Annotated in this window: 21 protein-coding genes and 2 pseudogenes; 7 read left to right on the plus strand and 16 right to left on the minus strand. The window is 66.3% G+C overall.

Annotated features, from left to right (window positions below; translation table 11 throughout):
- Positions 1–200: pseudogene (locus tag ABFA30_RS19795) on the plus strand (chemotaxis protein); the annotation flags it as partial.
- An 86-nt stretch (positions 201–286) separates the two neighbouring features.
- Here the strand turns inward: ABFA30_RS19795 and ABFA30_RS19800 are convergent.
- From ABFA30_RS19800 to ABFA30_RS19810, 3 genes are all read right to left on the minus strand, one after another.
- Positions 287–1351 (minus strand): hypothetical protein, encoded by a 1065-nt coding sequence (locus tag ABFA30_RS19800; RefSeq protein WP_225786870.1) that lies wholly within the window; start codon positions 1349–1351, stop codon positions 287–289.
- Between the two features lie 62 nt (positions 1352–1413).
- Positions 1414–1791: a RidA family protein gene (locus tag ABFA30_RS19805; protein WP_225786871.1), complete on the minus strand. Its 378-nt coding sequence runs from the start codon at positions 1789–1791 to the stop codon at positions 1414–1416.
- 12 nt (positions 1792–1803) lie between these two features.
- Positions 1804–2940, minus strand: coding sequence for an NAD(P)/FAD-dependent oxidoreductase (locus tag ABFA30_RS19810; RefSeq protein WP_368815611.1), 1137 nt, complete (start codon positions 2938–2940; stop codon positions 1804–1806).
- 113 nt (positions 2941–3053) lie between these two features.
- Here ABFA30_RS19810 and ABFA30_RS19815 point away from each other — a divergent pair, with 113 nt between their 5' ends.
- Together ABFA30_RS19815 and ABFA30_RS19820 are read left to right on the plus strand one after the other, a co-directional pair.
- Positions 3054–3677, plus strand: a complete 624-nt coding sequence (locus ABFA30_RS19815; protein WP_225786873.1) for a helix-turn-helix domain-containing protein — start codon at positions 3054–3056, stop codon at positions 3675–3677.
- A gap of 123 nt (positions 3678–3800) precedes the next feature.
- Positions 3801–4586 carry a sulfite exporter TauE/SafE family protein gene (locus tag ABFA30_RS19820; RefSeq protein ID WP_225786874.1) on the plus strand — a complete coding sequence of 262 codons (786 nt, stop codon included), beginning with the start codon at positions 3801–3803 and terminating at the stop codon, positions 4584–4586.
- A 14-nt stretch (positions 4587–4600) separates the two neighbouring features.
- Here the strand turns inward: ABFA30_RS19820 and ABFA30_RS19825 are convergent, their stop codons facing one another.
- From ABFA30_RS19825 to ABFA30_RS19850, 6 genes are all read right to left on the minus strand, one after another.
- Complete coding sequence (locus ABFA30_RS19825; protein WP_225786875.1) at positions 4601–5041, minus strand: hypothetical protein; 441 nt, start codon at positions 5039–5041, stop codon at positions 4601–4603.
- Between the two features lie 116 nt (positions 5042–5157).
- Positions 5158–5697 (minus strand): histidine phosphatase family protein, encoded by a 540-nt coding sequence (locus ABFA30_RS19830; RefSeq protein WP_368815612.1) that lies wholly within the window; start codon positions 5695–5697, stop codon positions 5158–5160.
- A gap of 55 nt (positions 5698–5752) precedes the next feature.
- Positions 5753–6094 carry a DUF3325 domain-containing protein gene (locus ABFA30_RS19835; protein ID WP_225786877.1) on the minus strand — a complete coding sequence of 114 codons (342 nt, stop codon included), beginning with the start codon at positions 6092–6094 and terminating at the stop codon, positions 5753–5755.
- Positions 6091–7617, minus strand: a complete 1527-nt coding sequence (locus tag ABFA30_RS19840; protein ID WP_253100313.1) for a PepSY-associated TM helix domain-containing protein — start codon at positions 7615–7617, stop codon at positions 6091–6093. Before ABFA30_RS19840 ends, ABFA30_RS19835 begins: the two co-directional genes overlap by 4 nt.
- Positions 7614–7901 (minus strand): iron transporter, encoded by a 288-nt coding sequence (locus ABFA30_RS19845; protein ID WP_410045824.1) that lies wholly within the window; start codon positions 7899–7901, stop codon positions 7614–7616. The genes ABFA30_RS19840 and ABFA30_RS19845 overlap by 4 nt, the downstream gene beginning before the upstream one ends.
- Before the next feature lie 145 nt (positions 7902–8046).
- Positions 8047–10287 carry a TonB-dependent siderophore receptor gene (locus tag ABFA30_RS19850; protein ID WP_225786880.1) on the minus strand — a complete coding sequence of 747 codons (2241 nt, stop codon included), beginning with the start codon at positions 10285–10287 and terminating at the stop codon, positions 8047–8049.
- Positions 10288–10545: 258 nt separating this feature from the next.
- On the opposite strand from ABFA30_RS19850, the pseudogene ABFA30_RS19855 reads away from it, so the two are divergent.
- Positions 10546–10656: pseudogene (locus tag ABFA30_RS19855) on the plus strand (helix-turn-helix domain-containing protein); the annotation flags it as partial.
- 77 nt (positions 10657–10733) lie between these two features.
- Here ABFA30_RS19855 and ABFA30_RS19860 read toward each other — a convergent pair.
- From ABFA30_RS19860 to ABFA30_RS19890, 7 genes are all read right to left on the minus strand, one after another.
- Positions 10734–10955: a formate dehydrogenase subunit delta gene (locus tag ABFA30_RS19860; protein ID WP_225786881.1), complete on the minus strand. Its 222-nt coding sequence runs from the start codon at positions 10953–10955 to the stop codon at positions 10734–10736.
- The gene (fdhF, locus tag ABFA30_RS19865) at positions 10952–13837 is read right to left on the minus strand and encodes a formate dehydrogenase subunit alpha (RefSeq protein WP_225786882.1); all 2886 of its coding nucleotides are present in this window, start codon (positions 13835–13837) and stop codon (positions 10952–10954) included. Before fdhF ends, ABFA30_RS19860 begins: the two co-directional genes overlap by 4 nt.
- Positions 13834–15393 (minus strand): formate dehydrogenase beta subunit, encoded by a 1560-nt coding sequence (locus ABFA30_RS19870; RefSeq protein ID WP_410045825.1) that lies wholly within the window; start codon positions 15391–15393, stop codon positions 13834–13836. Before ABFA30_RS19870 ends, fdhF begins: the two co-directional genes overlap by 4 nt.
- Entirely contained in the window at positions 15387–15869 is a 483-nt protein-coding gene (locus ABFA30_RS19875) for a formate dehydrogenase subunit gamma (protein WP_225786884.1), read from the minus strand. Before ABFA30_RS19875 ends, ABFA30_RS19870 begins: the two co-directional genes overlap by 7 nt.
- A 259-nt stretch (positions 15870–16128) precedes the next feature.
- Positions 16129–16944: a matrixin family metalloprotease gene (locus ABFA30_RS19880; RefSeq protein ID WP_225786885.1), complete on the minus strand. Its 816-nt coding sequence runs from the start codon at positions 16942–16944 to the stop codon at positions 16129–16131.
- A gap of 107 nt (positions 16945–17051) precedes the next feature.
- Positions 17052–17684 carry a hypothetical protein gene (locus tag ABFA30_RS19885; RefSeq protein WP_410045826.1) on the minus strand — a complete coding sequence of 211 codons (633 nt, stop codon included), beginning with the start codon at positions 17682–17684 and terminating at the stop codon, positions 17052–17054.
- A gap of 11 nt (positions 17685–17695) precedes the next feature.
- Positions 17696–18013: a hypothetical protein gene (locus tag ABFA30_RS19890; protein WP_410045827.1), complete on the minus strand. Its 318-nt coding sequence runs from the start codon at positions 18011–18013 to the stop codon at positions 17696–17698.
- Positions 18014–18256: 243 nt separating this feature from the next.
- Here ABFA30_RS19890 and dusA point away from each other — a divergent pair, with 243 nt between their 5' ends.
- The 3 genes from dusA to ABFA30_RS19905 all read left to right on the plus strand — a co-directional run bounded on the left by dusA (position 18257) and on the right by ABFA30_RS19905 (position 22390).
- Positions 18257–19252: a tRNA dihydrouridine(20/20a) synthase DusA gene (gene dusA, locus ABFA30_RS19895; protein WP_410045828.1), complete on the plus strand. Its 996-nt coding sequence runs from the start codon at positions 18257–18259 to the stop codon at positions 19250–19252.
- Between the two features lie 122 nt (positions 19253–19374).
- The gene (gene tal, locus ABFA30_RS19900) at positions 19375–20301 is read left to right on the plus strand and encodes a transaldolase (protein WP_253080492.1); all 927 of its coding nucleotides are present in this window, start codon (positions 19375–19377) and stop codon (positions 20299–20301) included.
- Between the two features lie 214 nt (positions 20302–20515).
- The gene (locus tag ABFA30_RS19905; RefSeq protein ID WP_410045829.1) at positions 20516–22390 is read left to right on the plus strand and encodes an alkaline phosphatase D family protein; all 1875 of its coding nucleotides are present in this window, start codon (positions 20516–20518) and stop codon (positions 22388–22390) included.
- Positions 22391–22406 lie beyond the last annotated feature (16 nt).

A 22406-nucleotide genomic window follows, 5' to 3' on the forward strand; every position in this document is an offset into this window, starting at 1 on the left:
TCGACGGCATGAACCAGTCGGTGGCCACCGCCACCGAGGAGCAGAGCGCGGTGGTCGAGAGCCTGAACCTGGACATCACCCAGATCAACACCCTCAACCAGCAAGGGGTGGAGAACCTCAACGAGACCCTGCGTCACTGCGATGCCCTGAGCCAGCAGGCCGGGCGGTTGAAGCAGTTGGTGGGGAGCTTCAGGATCTGAGGGGAAGGCCGCAGTGGGGCGCAAAGCGCCCCCGATTGGAGACTCACATCATTTTATGATCGCCCAGAGGATCCCTTGCCCCACCTTCAGGCCACCGCCACCTTCCTGCCCTTGCCCCGCCGCAACCACCCCAGCAACACCGCTGCCATCAGCACGAAGCCCAGGTAGCCGAAGAACGGATACACCTCCCCGACCAGGCTGATGAACCCCACCAGGCTGCAAGCGAACGCCACCACCCCGGTCACCACCGAGCCCCAGCGAAACTGCGTCGTCCCCGCCGGCAGCAACCGTGACAGGAAGGAAAACAACGTCCCCACCGCCGTGTTGACGATCATCCCGAAGATGATCAGGCACATCACCAGCCCCAGCAGCGGCGAAACCTCGCTGGCGATCGACAGCATCGGCATGGGCAGCTCGGCGACGCTGTCCAGGCGCGACAGCAACCCCGCGCTCATCACCAGCATCAGCCCGCCCAACGCCGCGCCACCGAGCAAGCCGCCCCATATCGCCGTCCTCTCGCCCTTGGCCGAACCACCGAGGATGGCCAGGATCGGCGCACCCGCGACGATGTTGTAGGACACATAGAGGAACGCCCCCAGCAGCCAGTGACGGGCGCCCGCCTGCTGCTGGCTGGCCAGCCGGTCGAGCTCGGCGAAGCTCTGCCCACGGGAAAACATCGCGTACAGGGCGATCGCCGAGGCGATCAGGATCAGCAACGGCGTGATGGCGCCGATGGCGACGATCACCTTCTGTACATCCAGGCACACGATGCCCACCACCAGCAGGGTCACCAGCACGCTGCCAGCCAGAGCCGGCACGCCGAACTGCTGCTCCAGCAAGGCGCCACCACCCGCCAGCATGACCACGGTGACGGCGAACATGAAGAAGGTGATGAGCCAGTCGACGAACCAGCCCAGGTGACGGCCGCAGATGGCCTGGATGACGTCCTTGTGCGAGGTGGCTTGCTGGCGATTGCCCAACCCCGCCAGGGCCATGCCCAGGAAGGTGAACAACGCGGCGCTGACCAGCGCACCGACCAACCCCCAGACACCAAAGTCGACGAAGAACAGCAACAGTTCCCGCCCGGACGCGAAGCCCGCCCCCACGATCACGCCGATGAAGGCACCGGCGATCTTCAGCTGCTCTTGCATGTGAACCTCTGGCTCTATTGTTGTTGTGTTTCAGGGAAGGCCACGACGGCCCGGCATTCGATTCACGCCTGCCCGACGAACGCCTGCACTTCGATCTCCACGTCGACGCCGAGCGCCAGCGCCGACGCCACGGTGGAGCGCACCGGCAGGGCCTCGCCGAAGAACGTCGTGTAGACCTCGTTGAAACCCGCGAAATGAGCCATGTCCGACAACCACACGGTGACCTTGACCACCTGGTCGAAACGCGCCCCGCACGCCGCCAGGCTCTCGCCGATACGCTCGCAGGCCGCACGGGTCTGGGCCTGGATGTCGCCACGCACCACTTCGCCCGTCGCGCTCATCGGCACCTGGCCGGACAGGAACAGAAAGCCACCGGCCTTCACCGCACGGGAGAACGGAAACGGCAGGCTGCTGGGAAAACGCTGGATATCATCGCTCATGGAAAGCTCCTTTCAGGGTTGTGGGAAACGGGCCGGCGACAGCTGCTCTGGCGACACGCCCTGGGCCAGCAAGCTCGGACAGAGGGGCTGGCCGAGCAGCAGGTCGGCGGCCAGGCGGGAGGCACCGGCGGCGGACTGGATGCCGTAGCCGCCCTGCGCCGCCAGCCAGAAGAACGCCGGCATACGCGGGTCGAAGCCGATCACCAGGTCGCCGTCGGCGACGAACGAGCGCAGCCCGGCCCAACTGTGGCTGGGACGGCGGATCTGCAGGGTGGTCATGGCCTCGATGTTGTAGATGCCCAGGGCCACGTCCAGCTCTTCTGGCGCGGCGTCCTGGGGCTCGACCGGGTCAGCGTTGGCCGGCGAGCCGAGCAACTGGCCGGCGTCCGGCTTGAAGTAGAAGCTTTCGTCCACGCCGATCACCGCCGGCCAGCGACTGAAGTCGTGCGCCGATGGGCCCGGGAAGGTGAAGGCGCTCCGCCGACAGGGCTGCAGGCCAACCTTGACCACCCCGCACTGCCCGGCCACCTGGTCGGCCCAGGCTCCGGCGGCGTTGACCAGTTGGCGAGCCTGCAACTGGCTGCCATCGGCCAGTTCCACTTGCCACAGCTCATCGAGGTAGCGGGCCTGGACCAGCTCGGCGTTGCAGCGCAGCTCGCCACCGGCCGCGCGGTAGCCACGCAGGAAGCCCTGGTGCAGGCCATGCACGTCCAGGTCCATGGCCCCCGGCTCGAGCAGCGCACCGCCGAGGACCTCGCCACGCAGGCTGGGTACCAGGGCCAGGGCGGCCTCGCGGTCGAGCAGGCTGACCTCGGTGCCGTTGGCCAGGTTCTGCGCGTAGGTGGTTTCGAGAAGCTCGCGTTGCTCGGTGGTAGCGACGTACAGGCAGCCACGGGGCTCGAGCAGGGGATGCTCGCAAAAGCCCTCCGGCGGCTGCTCGTAGAAGGCACGGCTGGCGCGGGTGAGGGCCTGGATCTGCGGCGTACCGTAGGCCTCCATGAACATGGCGGCCGAGCGCCCGGTGGAGTGGTAGCCCGGCTGCATCTCGCGCTCGAGCAGCAGCACCCGGCGCTGGCCGGCTAGGCGGTAGCCCAGGGAAGCACCGGCGATGCCGGCGCCGATGATCAGGGTGTCGTAGATCTGTGCCATGCACGCTCCTGTCGCGCTAATTATCATTTATGAGAATTCTAATATATGAGAATTTCGGATCGCGCAAGGGTCCAAGGTAAGATGCCCGACCAAAGCCGTACATGAGAGCCCCGATGCCCGACGACCGTACCCGCCCGCCAAACCGCCCCGGTGCCCTCCCCCTGCTCGACCGCGCCGAGGTTGGCGCGCGCCTGCGCCAGGTGCGCAAGGCGCGGCAGATGACCCTCAAGCAGTTGTCCGCGCTCAGTGGCGTGCCGGTCTCGACCCTGTCGAAGATGGAGCTGGCGCAGGTCTCGGTCAGCTACGAGAAGCTGGCCGCAGCGGCGCGTGCCCTGAACCTGGACATCGCCCAGTTGTTCCGCGCCAGCGGCCCGGCCAGCGCGCCAGCCCCGGCGACCGTGGTGGTCGATTCGCTGCCCGCGGCAGCCGGTTACTCCACCGGCACCTACGACTACCACCCGATTGCAGGGGCCTTCCCCGAACGGCGCATGACCCCCGCCTACGCCCGCATCATCGCCCGGGAGCGCGGCCAGTTCGATGACTTCATCCGCCATCCCGGCCAGGAGTTCGCCCTCGTCCTGAGCGGGCGGGTACGCATCCTGTTCGAAACGGGCGAGGCGGTGAGCATCGGGCCCCAGGAGACGGCTTACTTCGACAGCCAGGTGGGGCATATCTACCTGTCTGAGAGCGAGGATGGCGGCGATGCCCATGTCATGGTGGTGATGACCGACCGCTGATCTTGGAGGCCCGCAGTCGATATCTGGTTATAACCTAATAACGAACAAGTCTATTTCGCTATAAAAAAACCTTTATGCTGGCAGCCATCCGATCACGGGCACAGCGGGACAGTCGAGTAGCGTATGGATGTAGGTTCTTTCGGTTTCACCATTGCGGGACTGGTCGTGGGTTTCATCGTCGGCATGACCGGCGTCGGTGGCGGTTCGCTGATGACGCCGATCCTGCTCTGGTTCGGGGTCAACCCGGCCACCGCCGTGGGTACCGACCTGCTCTACGCCGCCATCACCAAGGCCAGTGGCGTCTGGGTGCATGGGCGCAACAAGAACATCGACTGGAAGATCACCGGCCTGCTGAGCCTGGGCAGCGTGCCGGCGGCAGCGCTGACGCTGTGGTTCCTCAGCACCCTGCACACCGATACCTCGGCGCTCAATGCGGTGATCAAGCAGGGCCTGGCCGTGGTGCTGATCCTCACCGCGCTGGCGATCCTGTTCAAGTCGCGCCTGCAGGCCTTCGCCAATCGCCACGCCGGCGACCACTACCACCTCAGCGACCGCACCCTGAACATCCTCACCGTGCTCACCGGGGTGGTGCTGGGCGTCATGGTCACCCTGACCTCCATCGGTGCCGGCGCTCTGGGCACGGTGGCGCTGTTCCTGCTCTACCCGTTCCTGGTCACCCGCCGCCTGGTGGGCACCGAGATCGCCCACGCCGTGCCCCTGACCCTGGTGGCCGGCCTCGGCCACGCCGGGATGGGCAACATGGACTGGGCGTTGCTCGGCTACCTGCTGCTCGGTTCGCTGCCCGGCATCTACCTGGGCAGCCACCTCACCGGGCGTATCTCCGACCACCTGCTGCGGCCTTGCCTGGCCGGGATGCTGTTGATGATCGGCTACAAGCTGGCGTTCTAACGCGCCCGCTGCCCTTACCTGGCCGCCTGTTGCAGGTAGTCGGTCAGGAAGTACTGGGCATTGCCCTGCTCGGAGAGAGAAGGGTCGTAGCGCAGGGATGTCTCTTGCGCCTCGCCCGGCAGGTAGAGGTTGGCCCAGTCGCCACGAACGATCAGGGCAACGTACTTCTTGCCGTCGACCTCGGTGGAGTAACGCGTATCCCGCTCGGACTTCTCGACGTTCATCTTCTGGATGCGCATCTGCCAGTCATGGTCGATGCCATCGACCTGTACCAGCGCCTGGTTCGCCGAGCGCTCACCGATGCGCAGGGTCCAGACCTTGATCCCCTGCTCGCCGCTGTAGGCGACCACCTTGTCGGCCACCGGTGGGCGCTCGGGCTCGGCGGCCAGCAACGGCGTGGTGATGAAAAGGCCCAGTGCCAGGGCCAGCCAGTTCCGTCTTGTCGTGAGCATCATGCTGCTTTCCTGTATTGCCTGTGAAAGAGCCTCCAGCCGGAGACGCAAAGATGATTGCAAAGGGCCGCACAAGTTCAAACGTGGCGGCGGGTTTTTTCTGCACGTTGTGACGCGCGTCAGGCCAGGCGCAACCGCCAACGCCCCACGCGGCTGAGTGGCAGGCGCGACAGCGGCAATACATCGATGCGCTGGAAAGCCTCCAGCGGGCAGCCGAGCACATGGACCATCGCCGCACGGATGACGAAGGGGTGGGTCACTGCCAGCCAGTCGCCCGGTGGGTCGAACCCCTCCAGCCAGGCGCCGACCCGTTGGCACAAGGCGGCGATCGATTCGCCGCCGTGGGGCGCACTGTGCGGGTCGTCCAGCCATTGGGCCAGGGCCTGCGGCTGCTCGGCCTGCAGGTGCTTGAGCGCCTGGCCTTGCCAGCGCCCCAGGTCGCAATCGGCCAGGGCTGGCTCGATACCCACGCACGTTCCCAGGCAGGCCGCCGTCTCCAGTGCCCGACGCTCCGGTGCGCTCAGCAGCTGGGTACCTGGCGCAGCCGGCGAAGGCCGCTCCGAGCCTGGCGACAGGGCATCGTCGATACCGTGTAAATACCCGGTCTTGAGGGCATGGGTCGGAGCGTGGCAGATCAAGGCAAGGTGGACAGCTTTCACGGGGGCTCTTCGTGGGCGATGTTCAGGCATCCGGTTTAGCATGCCAGCGATTTTTTTACCGCAACGAAACACAGGAGAATACCAGCCCCCACACCGGCACCAGCATCACCAGCCCCACCGCCACCCGCGGCCAGTACGGCAGCACCATCACCAGCACCATCCCCGCCAGCGACATCGCCCCGAACCAGGCCACCGGTCCCATGGCCCAGCCCCAGGCCCCGGCGCACAGCAACAGGCTGCCCAGCAGCGACGACCAGCCCAACCCGCGCAGGGCCAGGCGCAGCCCACGCGGGCATGGCCTGTGCCAAACCTGCTTGTAGTGCCGCTCCAACCCCTGGCACAGCCCCAGCATGCCGGCATAGGCGAACAGCAATCCCCCCATGACCATCGTCATCATCCTGCCACCTCCATCCGCCGAGCGGGCGTCCGGGCCGTCACCGGCACCGAACGGGCCACCCGCCAGGCCGCCAGGGCCAGACCCACGCCCAGCACCAACCCGGTAACCTCCACACCCAGGCGCAGGCTGTCTGCCGTGCCGGTAACCATGCCCAGCGCCCCCAGGCCACCACTCAGCAGCGCCACGAGCCCCAATTGCTCGACCCAGGCGCGCTTGGCCGGCCGCGACCCAGCATGCAACAAGGCCAGCAACCAGGCCCCGAAGAACACCCGCACCTCCCACGCTTCACGCCCGGCCAGCTCCGCAGGCAGCAGGCGGCTGGCCCACAGCAGCGCGACACAGGCCAGCAGCAAGCCGGCGATGAAACCGACGTTGCACACCTCGGCCAGGCGATACCAGCGTCGCGCCGATGCCTCGGCCGTGACCGTGGCGTACTTGCGCCCGCGTTTGACGCAGAACAGCACCAAACCACTGGCGATCATCGCGCAACTGACCAGGCCACAGACGAAGTACAGCCAACGCATGGGGTAGCCACCGAACTGGGCGAAGTGCAGGCCGACCATCACCCGTTGGGTCAATGGCGCCGGGCGCAGCTCGGGCACATCGCTGAGCAGCTTGCCGCTGACGCCGTCGAAGACCATCGCCTGGCCCTTGGTCAAGGCGATACGGTTGCCCAGCTGCGGCCGGATCTCGATGCGTGCCCCAGCCGTATTGGGGTTGCGGATATTCAGGCCACCGATCGGCCCCAGCCGTGCCTCGGCCTGGGCCAGCAGCGGCGCGATGTCGACCAGTTCGCCCGGCACCTTGGCCAGGCGCCGTGGCTGTTCCAGGCGGGTATTGCCCTGGGCCTGGAAGTACGCCCGGGTATCACCGTCGAACAGGGCATCCACGCCTGCGGGAATGTAGATCAGCATGAAGATCACCAACCCCGTGTAGGTGATCATCAGGTGGAACGGCAGCAACAGCACGGCACTGGCATTGTGGAAATCCAGCCAGGAGCGCTGCCCCTTGTCCGGGCGGAAGGTGAAGAACTCCTTGAAGATCTTCTTGTGGATCACGATACCGGTCACCAGCGCCGCCAGCATCACCAGGGCCAGCGCTCCGACCACGAAGATGCCCCAGTTGCGCGGCAGGTCGAGGGTGAAATGGAAGCGGAAGAAGAAATTACCGCCAACGCTGTCGCGCACCGCCAACGGCTCGCCGGTCTGCGGATCGAGTTGCACGCCACCGCCATGGCGGCGTTCGCCGGTGGACACGCGCAGCCCTGGGGCGCGTTCGCTGGGCAGGCTGATGCCCCAGTTGTTGGCATCCGCTTCGTGGGCTTGCAGGTAGGCGATGGCACGCCGCGCGGCATCGGCCTGGGAGACGTCGGTGGCCGGGATCTCCGGCTGCATCCAGTGGTTGAGCTCCTTGTCGAACACCGCCAGGGTGCCGGTGACGAAGATGGCGAACAGCAGCCAGCCGAAGATCAGCCCGGCCCAGGTATGCAGCCAGGCCATCGATTGGGTGAAGGTGTTCTTCATGGCAACCACCCCATCGCCTGCGGCCAGAAGCCCAGCAGCGCCAGCGGTACGGAAATGGCCAAGGGCATCCAGGCATGCAGGGCGTCACGGCTGGCGAACGCCCAGAGGATCGCGGCGGTGTAGAAAACGAACGCCGGCAGCGTGGCGACGATCACCGCGTCGCCAGGTGCCAGTGGCAGCACGCGGGCCAGGCAGGCGGTGGCGGCGTAGCTGAAGGCGTAGCCGCCAAGCAGTGCGGCGGCGCTGCGGGAGAAGATGGCCAGCCAGGTGGGGAGAGTGCTCATCGGTTGCTCCTTGAGGGGCATTCGGGGCCGCTTCGCGTCGGCTCGGCACACCGACAAGCCCGCGCCCACAGATTCGGCGCCGATCTCAAGATCGGCGCGGTCCATGTGGGCGCGGGCTTGTCGGGGCGCGAAGCGGTTCCAACGATCAGAACGAGATGTTCAACGAAGCGAACACCGCACGCCCCGGCTGGTTGTAGGTATTGGCGCCCGAGCTGCTGGCATTGCCGCCACGGTAGATCTGCTTGTCGAAGACGTTGTTCACCCCTACCCGCACGTCATAGTTGGCGTTGAACCTGTACCCGGCGCTGACATCCACCAGGCCATAGGCCTCCACGTCCTGCTGGGCCTCTTGGTCATAGTCCTGCTGGGTGCGGTAGTTGTAGGTCGGCGACTTCTGCTTGCCGAAGTAGGTGCCCGCCAGCTGGAACGACAGCTTGTCGGTGGCACGCCAGTCGAGGGTGGTGTTGACCGTGTACTCGGGGATCACCGACAGCGGCTCGCCAGTCTCGCGGTTGTCGTTGTCGAGCATCCAGGTCAGGTTGGTGTTCCAGTCCAGGGTCGGGCTCAGCTCGATGAAGAAGTTGCCCTCGATGCCTTCCACCCGTGCCTTGCCGGCGTTCTCCCACTGGGTCACGCGGCGGCCGCTGTTGATGGTGTAGACCACGTCGGTACCGCCGATGATCTTGTTCTTGTAGTCATTGCGGAAGTAGGTCGCGCTGGTACGCCAGGTGCCACGGTCATACAGCAGGCCGATTTCCTTGTTGACGCTGATTTCCGGATCGAGGTCGGCATTACCCTGCAAGTAACAGCCCCCGGAGTTGGTCTGTTGCACGCTGCAGCCGTTGCCACGGCTGTAGAGCAGGTAGTTGGGGTTGTACTGGTACAGGTTCGGCGTCTTGTAGGCCCGGGCGATGCCGCCCTTGACGGTCAGATCGTCGGTGAGCTTGTGCGACAGGTTCAGGCTCGGGCTGAGGTTGTCGCCGAATTCCTCGTGATGATCCAGGCGCAAGCCAGGGGTGACGGTGGTGTCGCCGATGACGATGTTGTCCTCGACGAACAGCGCATAGCTCTTGGCCGACATCTTCGAGTCGCTGCGATCGAAACCGGCGATCACGTCGCTGCCGGAGCCGCTCGGGTCGAAGCTCTGCGGGCGGAACGACCCCTGGTCGTTGAGGGTTTCATAGAGGTACTCGCCACCCAGGGTCAGCACGTGCTCGGTGCTGCCCATCGCGAACGGCAGGCTCGCTTCGCTGGTCAGGCGGGTGTTGCGCAGCCGCGACATCGCCGCGCCAGAGTCGTTGATCGACCCTTCCGGGCCCCCTGCCAGGCCTTCGTTGAGGCGCCAGTTGCGCACGTACTCGTAGGCCAGCACGGTCTTGCTGGTACCCCAGGTGAAGTCGCCCAGGTGGGTCAGGTCGTAGGTGTTGCGCTGCATGACGTTGGTCTCGTGGCCATACAGGCTGGAGATCAGGTCGATGTTGCCACCGCCGTTGCTGTTCATGGTGTCGCCGGCGTAGATATTGCCCTGGCGGCTATAGCCGGCGCTGAGCTCGAGGCGATGCTCGTCGTTGAGCCTCCAGCTCAGCAGGCCATTGATGTCCTTGTTGCGCACGCCCTCGCGCCCGGCCACCAGGGCACTGTTGGCGTGCTTGGCGTTGATGTCCAGGTCGTCGGCGTCGGTCTTGGCCAGGCCACCGTAGAGGCGAAAGCCCAGGTCGTCGGTCAGCCCGCCGCTGACGTTGAAGTTGGCGCGCTGGCTGGCGCCTTCGGCACTGTCTTCGGGCAACTGGGTGTACAGGTTGAGGTTGCCCTTGAGCTCGTCGGTCGGGCGCTTGGTGATGATGTTCACCACCCCGCCCATGGCACCGGAACCATAACGCGCCGCGGCTGGGCCACGGAGGATCTCGATGCGCTCGACCGCCTCGGCCGGCACCCAGTTGGTCTCGCCGCGGGTGTCGCGGTCGCCGTTCCAGCCGTAGCGCACGGCATTGCGGGCGTTGGACGGCTTGCCGTCGATGAGGATCAGGGTGTTCTCCGGGCCCATGCCGCGCAGGTCGATCTGGCGGTTGTTGCCACGCGCGCCGCTGGCGCTGTTGCCGGTCAGGTTGACCCCTGGTTCGCGACGGATGATGTCGGACAGGTCGTTGGCCGGGGGGCGGCGCTTGATGTCCTCTTCGGTGATGATCGACGAGCCCAGTGCCTGGCGTGCCTCACGCTCGGCCGTGACCAGGGTGTTCTGGATCACCAGCGCGTTGCTGTCGACCGGCACCTCCAGCACCTCGCCGGACGGGTTCTCCTCGGCCTGTGCCGCCGTGGCCAGCATGGCCGGCGACGCCAATGCGACGAAGGCCAGGGCCAGGCTGTTGGGGGAGGTTCTGGATTGCATCGACACATCTCCTGCAGTTCATGAGCGAAAAGGCGCGACCGCCTGGAAGACAGCGCACACAGAGCCACTGGCCTCACGAACGTTGCGTGGGGCCCTCAGGGATGGCGAATATAATGATTCTCAAATGGGTTTGTATCTTATTTACGAAATTTACAGATTGCGGGGGGAACTTTCATGCCAGTCGTTTGTGAGCATGCATCGGATTTGGCACTGCCGTGCGCTGGGTTTGGCCCCCAGCCCCCACATCGACGATGCGGGCTTCAAGAATGGGAACAGGGGCGACGCACGCCATCCGGCGCCGTTCGCACCCTGCTCCACATGGCGGCCGCACGGCCAGATGTGTTTCGAGAGGTATTGCAGGGAAGGTGACATCCCTGTCCTTGGCGACACCCCGGGTGTCGCCGGGACTCTTGGGCAAACACCTTCGAAGTGCGAGTCCAGAACCGCTACGCCGGCGCCTTCGCTACCTCGATCGCCTCCCGAACCAGCGGGTCCAACCCCTCCCCCGGGTTGGCCTGCAACCACGCCTCCAGTTGCCGACGCATGGCCGGCGTCCAGAAGTTCTGCAGGTGCTGCCTCACCCCCTGCACCGCCAGCGCCCGGTCGGGCTCGCTGGCGAAGTAGTGGGCGATCTGGTTGGCCATCTTGACCAGGTTCTCGCTGCTCATCGGCGCACCTCGGCTTTCTCGGACTTCTCGGCCTGGCGACGCTCCTTGAGCAAGCGCCGTTGTTCATCGCTGAACGCCTGGTAGCGCTTCTGCCACTCCGATGGCTGGAACACCCGCACCACCTCTACGGCCGTGACCTTGTACTCGGGGCAGTTGGTGGCCCAGTCGGAGTTGTCGGTGGTGATCACGTTGGCGCCCGACTCAGGGAAGTGGAAGGTGGTGTACACCACCCCCGGCGCTACCCGACCGCTGACCTTGGCGCGCAACACCGTCTGCCCGGCGCGGCTGCCCACGCCGACCCAGTCTCCGTCCTTGATGCCGCGGCTCTCGGCGTCGGTCGGGTGGATTTCCAGACGGTCCTGGGCGTGCCAGGCGACATTGCCGGTACGTCGGGTCTGGGCGCCGACGTTGTACTGGCTGAGGATACGCCCGGTGGTCAGCAGCAACGGATAGCGGCTGTTGGCCTTCTCGTCGGTCGGCACGTAGCCGGTCAGCATGAAGCGCCCCTTGCCGCGCACGAACTGGTCGATGTGCATGGTCGGGGTACCCTGCGGCGCGGCATCGTTGCACGGCCATTGCAGGCTGCCGTGGCGGTCGAGCTGCTCGTAGCTGACCCGCTGGAAGGTCGGGGTCAGGCGGGCGATCTCGTCCATGATCTCGGAGGGATGGCGGTAGTCCATGCGGTAGCCCAGGGCATTGGACAGGGCCACGGTGGCTTCCCAGTCGGCCTTGCCGGCCAGCGGCTCCATGACCTTGCGCACCCGCGAGATGCGCCGCTCGGCGTTGGTGAAGGTGCCGTCCTTCTCCAGGAACGAACTGCCCGGCAGGAACACATGGGCGAACTTGGCCGTCTCGTTGAGGAAGATGTCCTGCACCACCACGCACTCCATGGCCATCAGGGCCGCGGTGACGTGCTGGGTGTTGGGGTCGCTCTGGGCGATATCCTCGCCCTGGCAGTAGAGGGCCTTGAAGCTGCCATCCAGGGCCGCCTCGAACATGTTGGGGATGCGCAGGCCCGGGTCAGGCTGCAAGGTGACGCCCCAGGCCTGCTCGAACTCGCTGCGCACCCCCTCGTTGGAGATGTGCCGGTAGCCTGGCAGCTCATGGGGGAACGAGCCCATGTCGCAAGAGCCCTGGACATTGTTCTGCCCACGTAGGGGGTTCACCCCTACCCCTTCGCGACCGATGTTGCCGGTGGCCATGGCCAGGTTGGCGATGCCCATCACCGCAGTGCTGCCCTGGCTGTGCTCGGTGACGCCCAGGCCGTAGTAGATCGCCGCGTTGCCGCCGGTGGCATACAGCCGGGCAGCGGCGCGGATCTGCTCGGCGGGCACGCCGCACACCGGCCCCAGCACCTCGGGGGCGTTTTCCGCGAGGCTGACGAAATCGCGCCAGTGGGCAAAATCCTCCGCCTCGCAGCGGGCGTCGACGAAGGCCTGGTCGAGCAGTCCCTCGGTGACGATCACATGGGCCAGGGCATTGAGCATGGCCACGTTGGTGCCAGGGCGCAGTTGCAGGTGCAGTTCGGCGCGGGCATGGGGCGAGTCCACCAGGTCGATGCGCCGTGGGTCGATGACGATCAGCCGCGCGCCCTCGCGCAGGCGGCGCTTGAGTTGCGAGCCGAACACCGGGTGGGCGTCGGTGGGGTTGGCGCCGATCACCAGGATGACGTCGGCCTGCATCACCGAGTCGAAGCTCTGGGTGCCGGCCGACTCGCCCAGGGTCTGCTTGAGGCCGTAGCCGGTCGGCGAATGGCAGACCCGCGCACAGGTGTCGACGTTGTTGTTGCCGAAAGCGGCGCGCACCAGCTTCTGCACCAGGTAGGCCTCCTCGTTGGTGCAACGGCTGGAGGTGATGCCGCCGATGGAGTCGCGCCCATGCTTGAGCTGGATGCGGCGAAACTCGCTGGCGGCGTAGGTGAGCGCCTCGTCCCAGCTGACTTCCTGCCACGGATCGTCGATGTGCTTGCGGATCATCGGCTTGGTGATGCGGTCCGGATGGGTGGCATAGCCCCAGGCGAAACGGCCCTTGACACAGGCGTGGCCGTGGTTGGCGCCACCGCTCTTGTCCGGGACCATGCGTACCAGCTGGTCGCCCTTCATCTCGGCGCGGAACGAACAGCCCACGCCGCAATAGGCGCAGGTGGTGATGACGGCACGCTCGGGCTGGCCGAGCTGGACCAGGCTTTTCTCGCTCAGGGTGGCGGTCGGGCAGGCTTGCACGCAGGCGCCGCAGGAGACGCATTCGGAGGTGAGGAAGTTGTCCCCGCCGGCGGCGGCCACCCGCGACTCGAAACCGCGCCCGGTGATGGTCAGGGCGAAGGTGCCCTGGATGTCTTCGCAGGCACGCACGCAGCGGCTGCAGACGATGCACTTGCTCGGCTCGTAGTCGAAGTACGGGTTGGAGACGTCCTTCTGCTCGGCCAGGTGGTTGGCACCGTCGTAGCCGTAGCGCACCTCGCGCAGGCCGACCTGGCCGGCCACGGTCTGCAGCTCGCAGTTGCCGTTGGCCGAGCAGGTCAGGCAGTCCAGCGGGTGGTCGGAGATGTACAGCTCCATGACGTTGCGCCGCAGGTCGGCCAGGCGCGACGTCTGGGTACGCACCACCATGCCTTCGCTGACCGGTGTGGTACACGAGGCTGGATAGCCGCGCATGCCCTCGATCTCCACCATGCACAGGCGGCAGGAGCCAAAGGCCTCCAGACTGTCGGTGGCGCACAACTTGGGAATGCTGGTGCCGAGCAGTGCCGCGGCACGCATCACCGAGGTGCCGGCAGGCACGCTGATGGAGCGGCCATCGATGACCAGGCTGACCTGCACGTCGCTGTCGCGGGCCGGCGTGCCCAGGTCGATGTCGTTGGCGGGGTCGAAGAAATTGATCACTGTGCGGCCTCCGTGGTGGTCAGACCGAAGTCGGCGGGGAAATACTTGAGGGCACTGGCCACGGGATAGGCGGTCATGCCGCCCATGGCGCAGAGCGAGCCGTACTGCATGGTGTCGCACAGGTCGCGCAGCAGCAGGGCCTGGTCGTGGCGTTCGCCGAGGTCGCTGCTGGCGATCAGCCGGTCCACCACCTCCATGCCACGGGTCGAGCCGATCCGGCACGGCGTGCACTTGCCGCAGGATTCTTCGGCACAGAACTGCAGGGCGAAGCGCGCCATGCTGGCCATGTTCAGGGTATCGTCGGCCACCACCACGCCACCGTGGCCCAGCATCGCGCCCATGGCAGCGAAGGCCTCGTAGTCCAGCGGGGTGTCGAAATGGCTGGGGGGCACCCAGGCGCCCAAGGGGCCGCCAACCTGCGCCGCCTTCAACGGCCGACCGCTGGCGGTGCCGCCGCCATAGTCCTCGACCAGCTCGCGCAGGCTCAGGCCGAAGGCACGCTCCACCAGGCCACCCCGGCGAATGTTGCCGGCCAGCTGGAACGGCATGGTGCCCAGCGAGCGGCCCATGCCGAAGTCGCGATAGAACGCCGCGCCCCTGGCCAGGATCACCGGCACCGAGGCCAGGGTGAGCACGTTGTGCACCAGGGTCGGTCGGCCGAACAGCCCCTCCAGGGCCGGGAGCGGTGGCTTGGCGCGGACGATGCCGCGCTTGCCTTCGAGGGATTCGAGCAGCGCGGTTTCCTCGCCACAGATGTAGGCGCCGGCACCGACCCGCACCTCCAGGTCGAAGGCCCGGCCACTGCCGGCGACGTCCTCGCCCAGGTAGCCTGCCTCACGGGCGATGGCGCAGGCCGCGTCCAGCACACGAATCGCGTCCGGGTACTCCGAGCGCACGTAGATGTAGCCCTTCTCGGCCCCCACGGCGAGGCCGGCGATGGCCATGCCCTCAATCAGCAGGAAGGGGTCGCCCTCCATCAGCATGCGGTCGGCGAAAGTGCCCGAGTCACCCTCGTCGGCGTTGCACACCACGTACTTCTGCCCTGCCCCAGCCTCGCGCACGGTACGCCACTTGATGCCGGCGGGGAATGCCGCGCCGCCACGGCCACGCAGGCCGGAGTCGAGCACGGCGGCAACCACGTCCGCCCCCTCGAGCGCCACGGCACGGGCCAGCCCTTCGAACCCGTCATGGGCACGGTAGTCCTCCAGCGACAACGGCCGGGTGATACCGGCACGGGCGAACAGCAGACGCTGCTGGGACTTGAGGTAGGGGATGTCCTCCACCGGCCCCAGGGCCAGGGAATGGCCACCTGCTTCGCCCATCAGGGCATCCAGCAGGCTGGGCACGTCTTCAGGCGTGACCGGCCCGAAGCCCATGCGCCCAGTGGCGCCCTCGAGCTCCAGCAAAGGTTCCAGCCAGTACAGCCCTCGGGAACTGGTGCGCTGGATATCCAACGCCACTTGCCGGCGCCCGGCCTCGTCGGCCAGCGCCTCGGCGACCTGGTCGGCGCCCACGGCGCGGGCCACCGAGTCACAGGGGATGAAGAGCTTCAGCATGCTTCGTCCTCCAGGCAGCCGTTGACCAGGGCACGCAGGCGCTCGGGGGTGAGGCGGGCATGCAGCCGGCCGTCCAGTTCCAGGGCCGGCGAGCAGGCGCAGGCGCCCAGGCAGTACACCGGTCGCAGGCTGATGGCGCCATCGGCGCTGGTGCCGTGGTCATCCAGCGCCAACTGCTCGCGCAACTGTGCAGCCAGGGCCTCGGCGCCCCGGCTCTGGCAGGATTCGGCCCGGCACAGGCGCAGGGTGTGGCGCGCCGGCGGTGTGGTACGGAAATCGTGGTAGAAACTGATCACCCCGCGCACCTCGGCCTGGCTGAGGTTGAGAGCATGGGCGATCTCGGGGACGGCGGCATCCGGCACGAAGCCTGCGCCGTCCTGGATGGCGTGGAGGATTGGCAACAGGGCGCCGGGCATGGCCTTGTGGCGTTCCAGCGCGTCCTGGATCAATGGCAGGTGAAGCGTCTCATCAGGCATACAGCGGACCTCGGCATCACGGACAAGGCTGCCGCGGCGGGCAGGCGTCCGGCGTGTTCTGCTGTGGCGCACCGGTCACGTCACGGTCACGTGGTATACGGGCGCCCTCCTTGCCCATGGCCGTGCGTCTGCGCGCACTGGTTCCCCTGGGCATCCTGCAAGCATGGCACTCCTGGCGCCGGCAGGTTGCACCCAAACGACCAGGCGCATCCTGAAACCGACCAGGGGTCCGCCCAGGATGCCGTGGCGGCCGCCGTACTCACTTCAACGGCAGGGCCTGGAACTGTTCCCGCAGGGTATGGAACGGCGCCACCAGGCGGATGGGGGTGCCGTTGATGTGGGTGAGCGCCCCGCTATGGGCGGCCGAGTACAGGGCTTTCAGGTCGTTCCTGTCGTCCTCGGTCAGTTGGCTGTCAGGGCCGTAGTTCATGATCGAGACCGGTTTCTGCGAGCCGAATGGAATGCTGGGGAAATCCGCCTCCTGCTGGGGCGCGAACCAGTGCCGGAGGCCGAACACATGGCCCAGCTCGTGGGCGATGGTCTCGACCTGCTCGGCCTCGTCCTGCTTGAACAGCGTCGGGTAGATCACCAGGTCGTGCCGCCCGGGGTCGGGAAAGAAGGCACTCGCCAACACGCAGGCTCCTGCCCCGTCGCAGCGTTCGACCTGCTGGACGACGATCTGGAAATCCCAGGCGTCGTCATCCCTGGCGAAGGCGATCGGCACGGCGTCGCCCCAAGCCCGTAGGGCCTGGCAGAAAAGCTGCTCGATCCTGGCCTTGGCGGCGTCGGGCGCAGCGAAGCGCGCCAGCGATTGCTCCTGGAAGCGCCACCTGAGGATGGTGTCTTCGCGCCAGAGCGGAATGAAGCCCTGGGTGGCGTCCAGCTGCAGTTCGGCAACGTTGCGCACATGGCCGCGGGATTCGGTGGCACAGATGATGTTCTGCTTATGTCCATACACGTGCACTTTCGGATCCAGGCCTTCCTCTGGCCCGCCGCTCGGCTTGAGGCGGAACGGGTCGACGGACGCCTGTGCCGGGTGGTTGTCGGTTTTCTTCCTGGGGGTTCGAGCCGCCATTGCGTTCTCCTTGCATGGGGGATGATTGCACGAAAAGCTAGCTGACCCGGGGCCGCCTGCAAGCCCAGGGCTGTCAGTCCCCCCAGGCCCGCGCACGCCTCGATCGCCTACACGGCCAGCCGCGCCAAGCGTTGCAGGGCGAGGATCACCCCCGGATCGCGCGCCTCGAGGACATCCGCCTGGATCCGCGCGATCACCGACTTGAGCAGCTCGGTCTGGGTCATCCGGGTTTGCTGCTGCAACGCCAGGAAATCCTCGGCCACGTGGGGGTTGACCTTCATCGACAGACGCCGGGTCGCCCCCGAAGGCGGCAGGCCGCGCTGACGCCGTTGCTCGTCCAGCGAGCGGGCGAACGCCTCGTGGGCCGGCAGCAGTTGTTCGCCCTGGCTGGCCTGCACCAGCAACTGGAAGTAATGGCCGAGGAACAGCTTGCGCAGGTTGGCCCCGGCTTCGCAGCTGACCGCGTGCATGGCCGCGTCGAGGGCATCGAGGTAGACCGCCGGCAACCGCGCCTCGATGGACTTGAGTTGTTGCTTGCGCGCATCGCGGATGGCCGGCGTGGACTGCGGCGGAATGGCGACTACCGTATCGCAGTGCGTGCACACGCCGACCAGGATGTCCCGCGCCTGGCCCTGGCCATCGCTGAATGGCACGTCGCGACGCACGTAGCGGGTCTGCACCACGGCCTGGCAATGCTCGCAGAGCGCCTTGCCGCTATCGCCTTCGAAAAGGATCTTCATGATCTGGGGTCTCACCGATGTACGCTGATGAACCAGGCTCCTGGCTCGATGAAATAGAACTTGATGTACCAGCCGTGCCGCCTGAGCACATGGACATCGATTTGCGCGACGGCGTGATGGGGGCTGCAGGCGTGGTGCATGCCGCTGCACGCGCGAACGATGCCGATCACCTCCTGCGCCGAAACCGCCCCTGTCGCCAGCAGGTTCTTCACCTCGATGTCGCCACGCGACACATGCAGGTAGTCACCCCTCTCAAGGGCCGCGATCAGGTCGCGCCTGGCCTTCCTGAAGCCATTCTCCATAGTCTTCTCTGTCGATACGAAAATCATCGTACAAATTCATGAGGACGTCCACCCATGTGGTGAACCTGAGCGACCGACGGTTGCCCAACCCTTCGGGAGGTAAACCGCGAACACTCTTGGTAGACTATGGCCCTGTTGTCTGCGCAGCGGCGCCCAGCAATGTAACCGCCGCTTTCGCAATCTTTCCCGATGTGTCCACCCCGACATGCGTGCGCCGCAGACATTCCCGACCGCTTTCGTTACCCGCCGTGAACCATGCCAGCAGAAACCGTGATCCCAACCACCACCACGCGCCCTAAGCCGTCCCGCCGCTTTTCCGTGGCACCGATGATGGACTGGACAGACCGCCATTGCCGGTTCTTCCTGCGCCTGCTGTCCAGGCACACCCTGCTCTACACGGAGATGGTCACCACCGGCGCCCTGCTGCACAACGACGCCCATCGCTTCTTGCGCCACGACGACACCGAGCACCCGCTGGCCCTGCAACTGGGCGGCAGTGTGCCGGCGGAGTTGGTAGCCTGCGCCCGGCTGGCCGAGGACGCCGGCTACGATGAGGTCAACCTCAACGTCGGCTGCCCCAGCGACCGGGTGCAGAACAACATGATCGGCGCCTGCCTGATGGGCCACCCGGCGCTGGTGGCCGATTGCGTCAAGGCCATGCGCGATGCGGTGCACATCCCAGTCACGGTCAAGCACCGCATCGGCATCAATGGCCGTGACAGCTATGCCGAGCTGTGCGACTTCGTCGGCCAGGTGCGCGAGGCGGGCTGTCGCAGCTTCACCGTGCATGCGCGCATCGCCATCCTCGAAGGCCTGTCGCCCAAGGAGAACCGTGAGGTCCCGCCGCTGCGCTATGACGTGGCCGCGCAGTTGAAGGCCGACTTCCCGGACCTGGAGCTGGTGCTCAATGGCGGTATCAAGACACTGGAAGAGTGCCACGTGCACTTGCAGACCTTCGACGGCGTGATGCTAGGCCGCGAGGCGTACCACAACCCCTACCTGCTGGCCGAAGTAGACCAGCAGTTGTTCGGCAGCACGGCGCCGGTCATCAGCCGCAGCGAGGTGCTGGCACGGCTGCGTCCGTATATCGTCGCGCACATGGAAAGCGGCGGCGCCATCCATCACATCACCCGCCACATCCTCGGCCTGGGCCAGGGCTTCCCCGGTGCCCGGCGCTTCCGCCAGTTGCTGTCGGCAGACATCCACAAGGCCGCCGAGCCGCTGGCCGTGCTCGACCAGGCCGCCGAGCTGCTGCAGGGCCGCTGACGGAACCCCGGGTGCGCTTTCGACTCGAACCTTCATTCCCTCGCCCATCCTGCCCCCCCGGCCCTTGAGCGGTCGCCGGGGCTCGGGTAATGTCGAGTCATTGCACAGGACAGAGCACGCCCATGACCTCCAAGCTGGAACAACTCAAGCAGTTCACCACCGTGGTCGCCGACACCGGGGACCTGGACGCCATCACCCGCCTCAAGCCGGTCGATGCCACCACCAACCCCTCGCTGCTGCTCAAGGCCGCCGCCATTCCCGGCTACGCCGACCTGCTCAGGCAAGTCAGGGCCGACGCCAAGGGCAATGTGGACCTGGCCTGCGACAAGTTCGCCGTGGCCGTCGGCTCAGGCATCCTCAAGGTCATTCCAGGGCGCATTTCCACCGAAGTGGACGCACGCCTGTCGTTCGACGAACCGGCATTGCTGGCCAAGGCCCGCCAACTGATCGCGCTGTACGAACAGGCCGGCATCCCGCGTGATCGCGTGCTGATCAAGCTGGCATCCACTTGGGAAGGCATCCGCGCCGCCGAGCAGCTCGAACGCGAGCAGATCCAGACCAACCTGACCCTGCTGTTCTCCTTCGCCCAAGCCCAGGCCTGCGCCGATGCCGGGGTGTTCCTGATCTCGCCGTTCGTGGGCCGTATCTACGACTGGTACAAGAAGAGCACCGGCAAGGAATACGTCGGCGCCGAAGACCCGGGCGTGCAATCGGTGACGCGCATCTACAACTACTACAAGGCCAACGGCTACGACACCGTGGTCATGGGCGCGAGCTTCCGCAATATCGGCCAGATCGAGCAACTGGCCGGTTGCGACCGCCTGACCATCAGCCCCGAGCTGCTGCAGCAATTGAGCGACGACCAGGGCCAACTGCCGCGCGTGCTCCAACCCGGCAATGCCGGTGAGGCCAAGCAGCAGTTGAACGAAAGCCAGTTCCGCTGGGCGATGAACGAAGACGCCATGGCCACGGAGAAGCTGGCCGAGGGTATCCGCCAGTTCGCCCGGGACCAGGAGAAGCTGGAAGCGTTGATGGCTGAAAAAGCCTGATACAAATCTGGTTTGCCCCGCGGGCGGCAAATGCCGAGCATTTCCGCCCGCTTTTCGTCTGGGTGCTGCGTTTGCGCAGGCACTGCCCGTTGAACGTACTGACGCTTTCGCGGGCAAGCCCGCCCCCACATGGCCTTGCAAACCCATTATGTGTGGTCGACGCAGCCTCTGTGGACTTGCCTGCGAATGGGTCGGCTTGCAACCTGAACTGTCGATGACCACCCTACCCCTCATTCTCGCCGGCCCCGTGCTGCGCCGCCTGGAACCCCAGCGCCTGGCCATCTGGCTGGTCGGCACGCAACCGCTTCGCCCCGAGTTCGTGCTCGATTGCCCAGGCATCGAGGCCAATCTTGCCTGCGAGGTGATCCCAGTGGGCCGGCACGCCTTCGTGCACCTGCTGGACATCCGCTTCGACCAGCCGCTGCCTCGCAACCAGGCCATCGGCTACGATCTGCTGCTGGACAACAGCCAAGGCATCGCCGACTGGGCCCCGCACCTGCTCTACCCCGGCACCCGCCGGCCAAGCTTCGTGCTGCGCGAGCGCCTCGACCAACTGCTTCACGGCTCATGCCGCAAGCCCCATCACCCCGCCGCCGATGGCCTGCTCTGCGCCGACCGCCTGCTGCAAGCCTGCCAGCGTCCGCAAGAGCGCCCCGCCCTGCTGCTGATGACGGGCGACCAGGTCTACGCCGACGACGTAGCAGGCCCCATGCTGCGCGCCATCCATGAGCTCATCGAGCACCTGGGGCTGTTCGGCGAATACCTCGAAGGCGCCCTGGTCGACGACAGCACCGCGCTGTACCGCCACCCGGCCAGCTATTACCACCGCGCCGACCTGCTGCCGGCCCAGGAAAGCAACGAGAGCCTGCGCGAACGCTTCTTCGGCGGCAAGCGCAAACCGATCTTCTCCAGCAGCAACGCCGACAATCACCTGGTGACCTTCGCGGAAGTCATGGCCATGTACCTGCTGGTCTGGTCGCCAGTGCCCTGGCGCCTGGTGCGCATGGACATGCCCGCAGGCCTGAGCGAACCGCGCCAGGCCCGGTATCGCGCAGAACTGCCGCTGATCCAAGCGTTCGCCGCCGACCTCGGTCAAGTGGCCCGGGTGATGGCCCACCTGCCCTCGCTGATGATCTTCGACGACCACGACATCACCGACGACTGGAACCTTTCGGCGCAGTGGGAACAGACCGCCTACGGCCACCCCTTCTCGCGGCGGATCATCGGCAACGCCCTGCTCGGCTACCTGCTCTGCCAGGGCTGGGGTAACGATCCGGACGGCTGCGCGGGGCTGGCCGAAGCCTGCAGGGCCCTGGGCGAGCGAACGGCCCAAGCGCACCTGGACAACGCTGCCCAGGACCAATTGATCGACCAACTGCTGCGCTTCCAGGGCTGGCAGTTCGACCTGCCCAGCGATCCGCCATTGCTGGTGCTGGACACCCGCACCCGCCGCTGGCGCAGCGAAAGCAGCCTGAAGAAGCCGTCCGGCCTGCTCGACTGGGAGGCGCTGTGCGAGCTGCAACAGGCCCTGCTCGACCATCCTTCGGCGATCGTCGTGTCACCGGCACCGATCTTCGGCGTCAAACTGATCGAGACGGTGCAACGGGTCTTCAGCGGGCTCGGCTATCCGCTGCTGGTCGACGCGGAAAACTGGATGGCCCATCGCGGCGCGGCCCAGGTGATCCTCAACATCTTCCGCCATTCGCGCACGCCCGGGCACTACGTGATCCTTTCCGGTGACGTGCACTACTCCTTCGTCTATGAAGTGCTGATCCGCCACCGCCAGCGCAGCCCGCACCTGTGGCAGGTCACCAGCAGCGGGATCAAGAACCAGTTCCCCAAGCGCCTGCTGGACGTGCTCGATCGCCTCAACCGTTGGCTGTATGCACCGCATTCGCCACTCAACTGGTTCACCAAGCGCCGGCAGATGGAGGTAGTGCCACGCACACCCAGCCACAGCCAGGCGGGAGAGCGGCTGTGGAACAGTGCAGGTTTGGGGCAGGTATTCTTCGATGAGCAAGGCCGGCCGGCGCGGGTGTTCCAGCTCAATGCCGACGGCGCCGCGGCTACCGAGTTCGTGCGGGACTGACGCCACGCATCGGTAG

This window comes from Pseudomonas sp. HLMP, assembly GCF_046365545.1.
In the GTDB taxonomy this organism is placed as follows: Bacteria; Pseudomonadota; Gammaproteobacteria; order Pseudomonadales; family Pseudomonadaceae; genus Aquipseudomonas; species Aquipseudomonas guariconensis_B.

Bases quoted from the DNA above. Each gene is read 5' to 3' on its own strand.
- ABFA30_RS19815 (WP_225786873.1), top strand. From the start codon at position 3,054: ATGCCCGACGACCGTACCCGCCCGCCAAACCGCCCCGGTGCCCTCCCC.
- ABFA30_RS19800 (WP_225786870.1), bottom strand. From the start codon at position 1,351: ATGCAAGAGCAGCTGAAGATCGCCGGTGCCTTCATCGGCGTGATCGTG.
- ABFA30_RS19880 (WP_225786885.1), bottom strand. From the start codon at position 16,944: ATGGCGGCTCGAACCCCCAGGAAGAAAACCGACAACCACCCGGCACAG.
- ABFA30_RS19810 (WP_368815611.1), bottom strand. From the start codon at position 2,940: ATGGCACAGATCTACGACACCCTGATCATCGGCGCCGGCATCGCCGGT.
- ABFA30_RS19885 (WP_410045826.1), bottom strand. From the start codon at position 17,684: ATGAAGATCCTTTTCGAAGGCGATAGCGGCAAGGCGCTCTGCGAGCAT.
- ABFA30_RS19875 (WP_225786884.1), bottom strand. From the start codon at position 15,869: ATGCCTGATGAGACGCTTCACCTGCCATTGATCCAGGACGCGCTGGAA.
- ABFA30_RS19890 (WP_410045827.1), bottom strand. From the start codon at position 18,013: ATGATTTTCGTATCGACAGAGAAGACTATGGAGAATGGCTTCAGGAAG.
- tal (WP_253080492.1), top strand. From the start codon at position 19,375: ATGACCTCCAAGCTGGAACAACTCAAGCAGTTCACCACCGTGGTCGCC.
- ABFA30_RS19825 (WP_225786875.1), bottom strand. From the start codon at position 5,041: ATGATGCTCACGACAAGACGGAACTGGCTGGCCCTGGCACTGGGCCTT.
- ABFA30_RS19860 (WP_225786881.1), bottom strand. From the start codon at position 10,955: ATGAGCAGCGAGAACCTGGTCAAGATGGCCAACCAGATCGCCCACTAC.
- ABFA30_RS19870 (WP_410045825.1), bottom strand. From the start codon at position 15,393: ATGCTGAAGCTCTTCATCCCCTGTGACTCGGTGGCCCGCGCCGTGGGC.
- ABFA30_RS19850 (WP_225786880.1), bottom strand. From the start codon at position 10,287: ATGCAATCCAGAACCTCCCCCAACAGCCTGGCCCTGGCCTTCGTCGCA.
- ABFA30_RS19820 (WP_225786874.1), top strand. From the start codon at position 3,801: ATGGATGTAGGTTCTTTCGGTTTCACCATTGCGGGACTGGTCGTGGGT.
- ABFA30_RS19840 (WP_253100313.1), bottom strand. From the start codon at position 7,617: ATGAAGAACACCTTCACCCAATCGATGGCCTGGCTGCATACCTGGGCC.
- ABFA30_RS19835 (WP_225786877.1), bottom strand. From the start codon at position 6,094: ATGATGACGATGGTCATGGGGGGATTGCTGTTCGCCTATGCCGGCATG.
- ABFA30_RS19845 (WP_410045824.1), bottom strand. From the start codon at position 7,901: ATGAGCACTCTCCCCACCTGGCTGGCCATCTTCTCCCGCAGCGCCGCC.
- ABFA30_RS19805 (WP_225786871.1), bottom strand. From the start codon at position 1,791: ATGAGCGATGATATCCAGCGTTTTCCCAGCAGCCTGCCGTTTCCGTTC.
- ABFA30_RS19905 (WP_410045829.1), top strand. From the start codon at position 20,516: ATGACCACCCTACCCCTCATTCTCGCCGGCCCCGTGCTGCGCCGCCTG.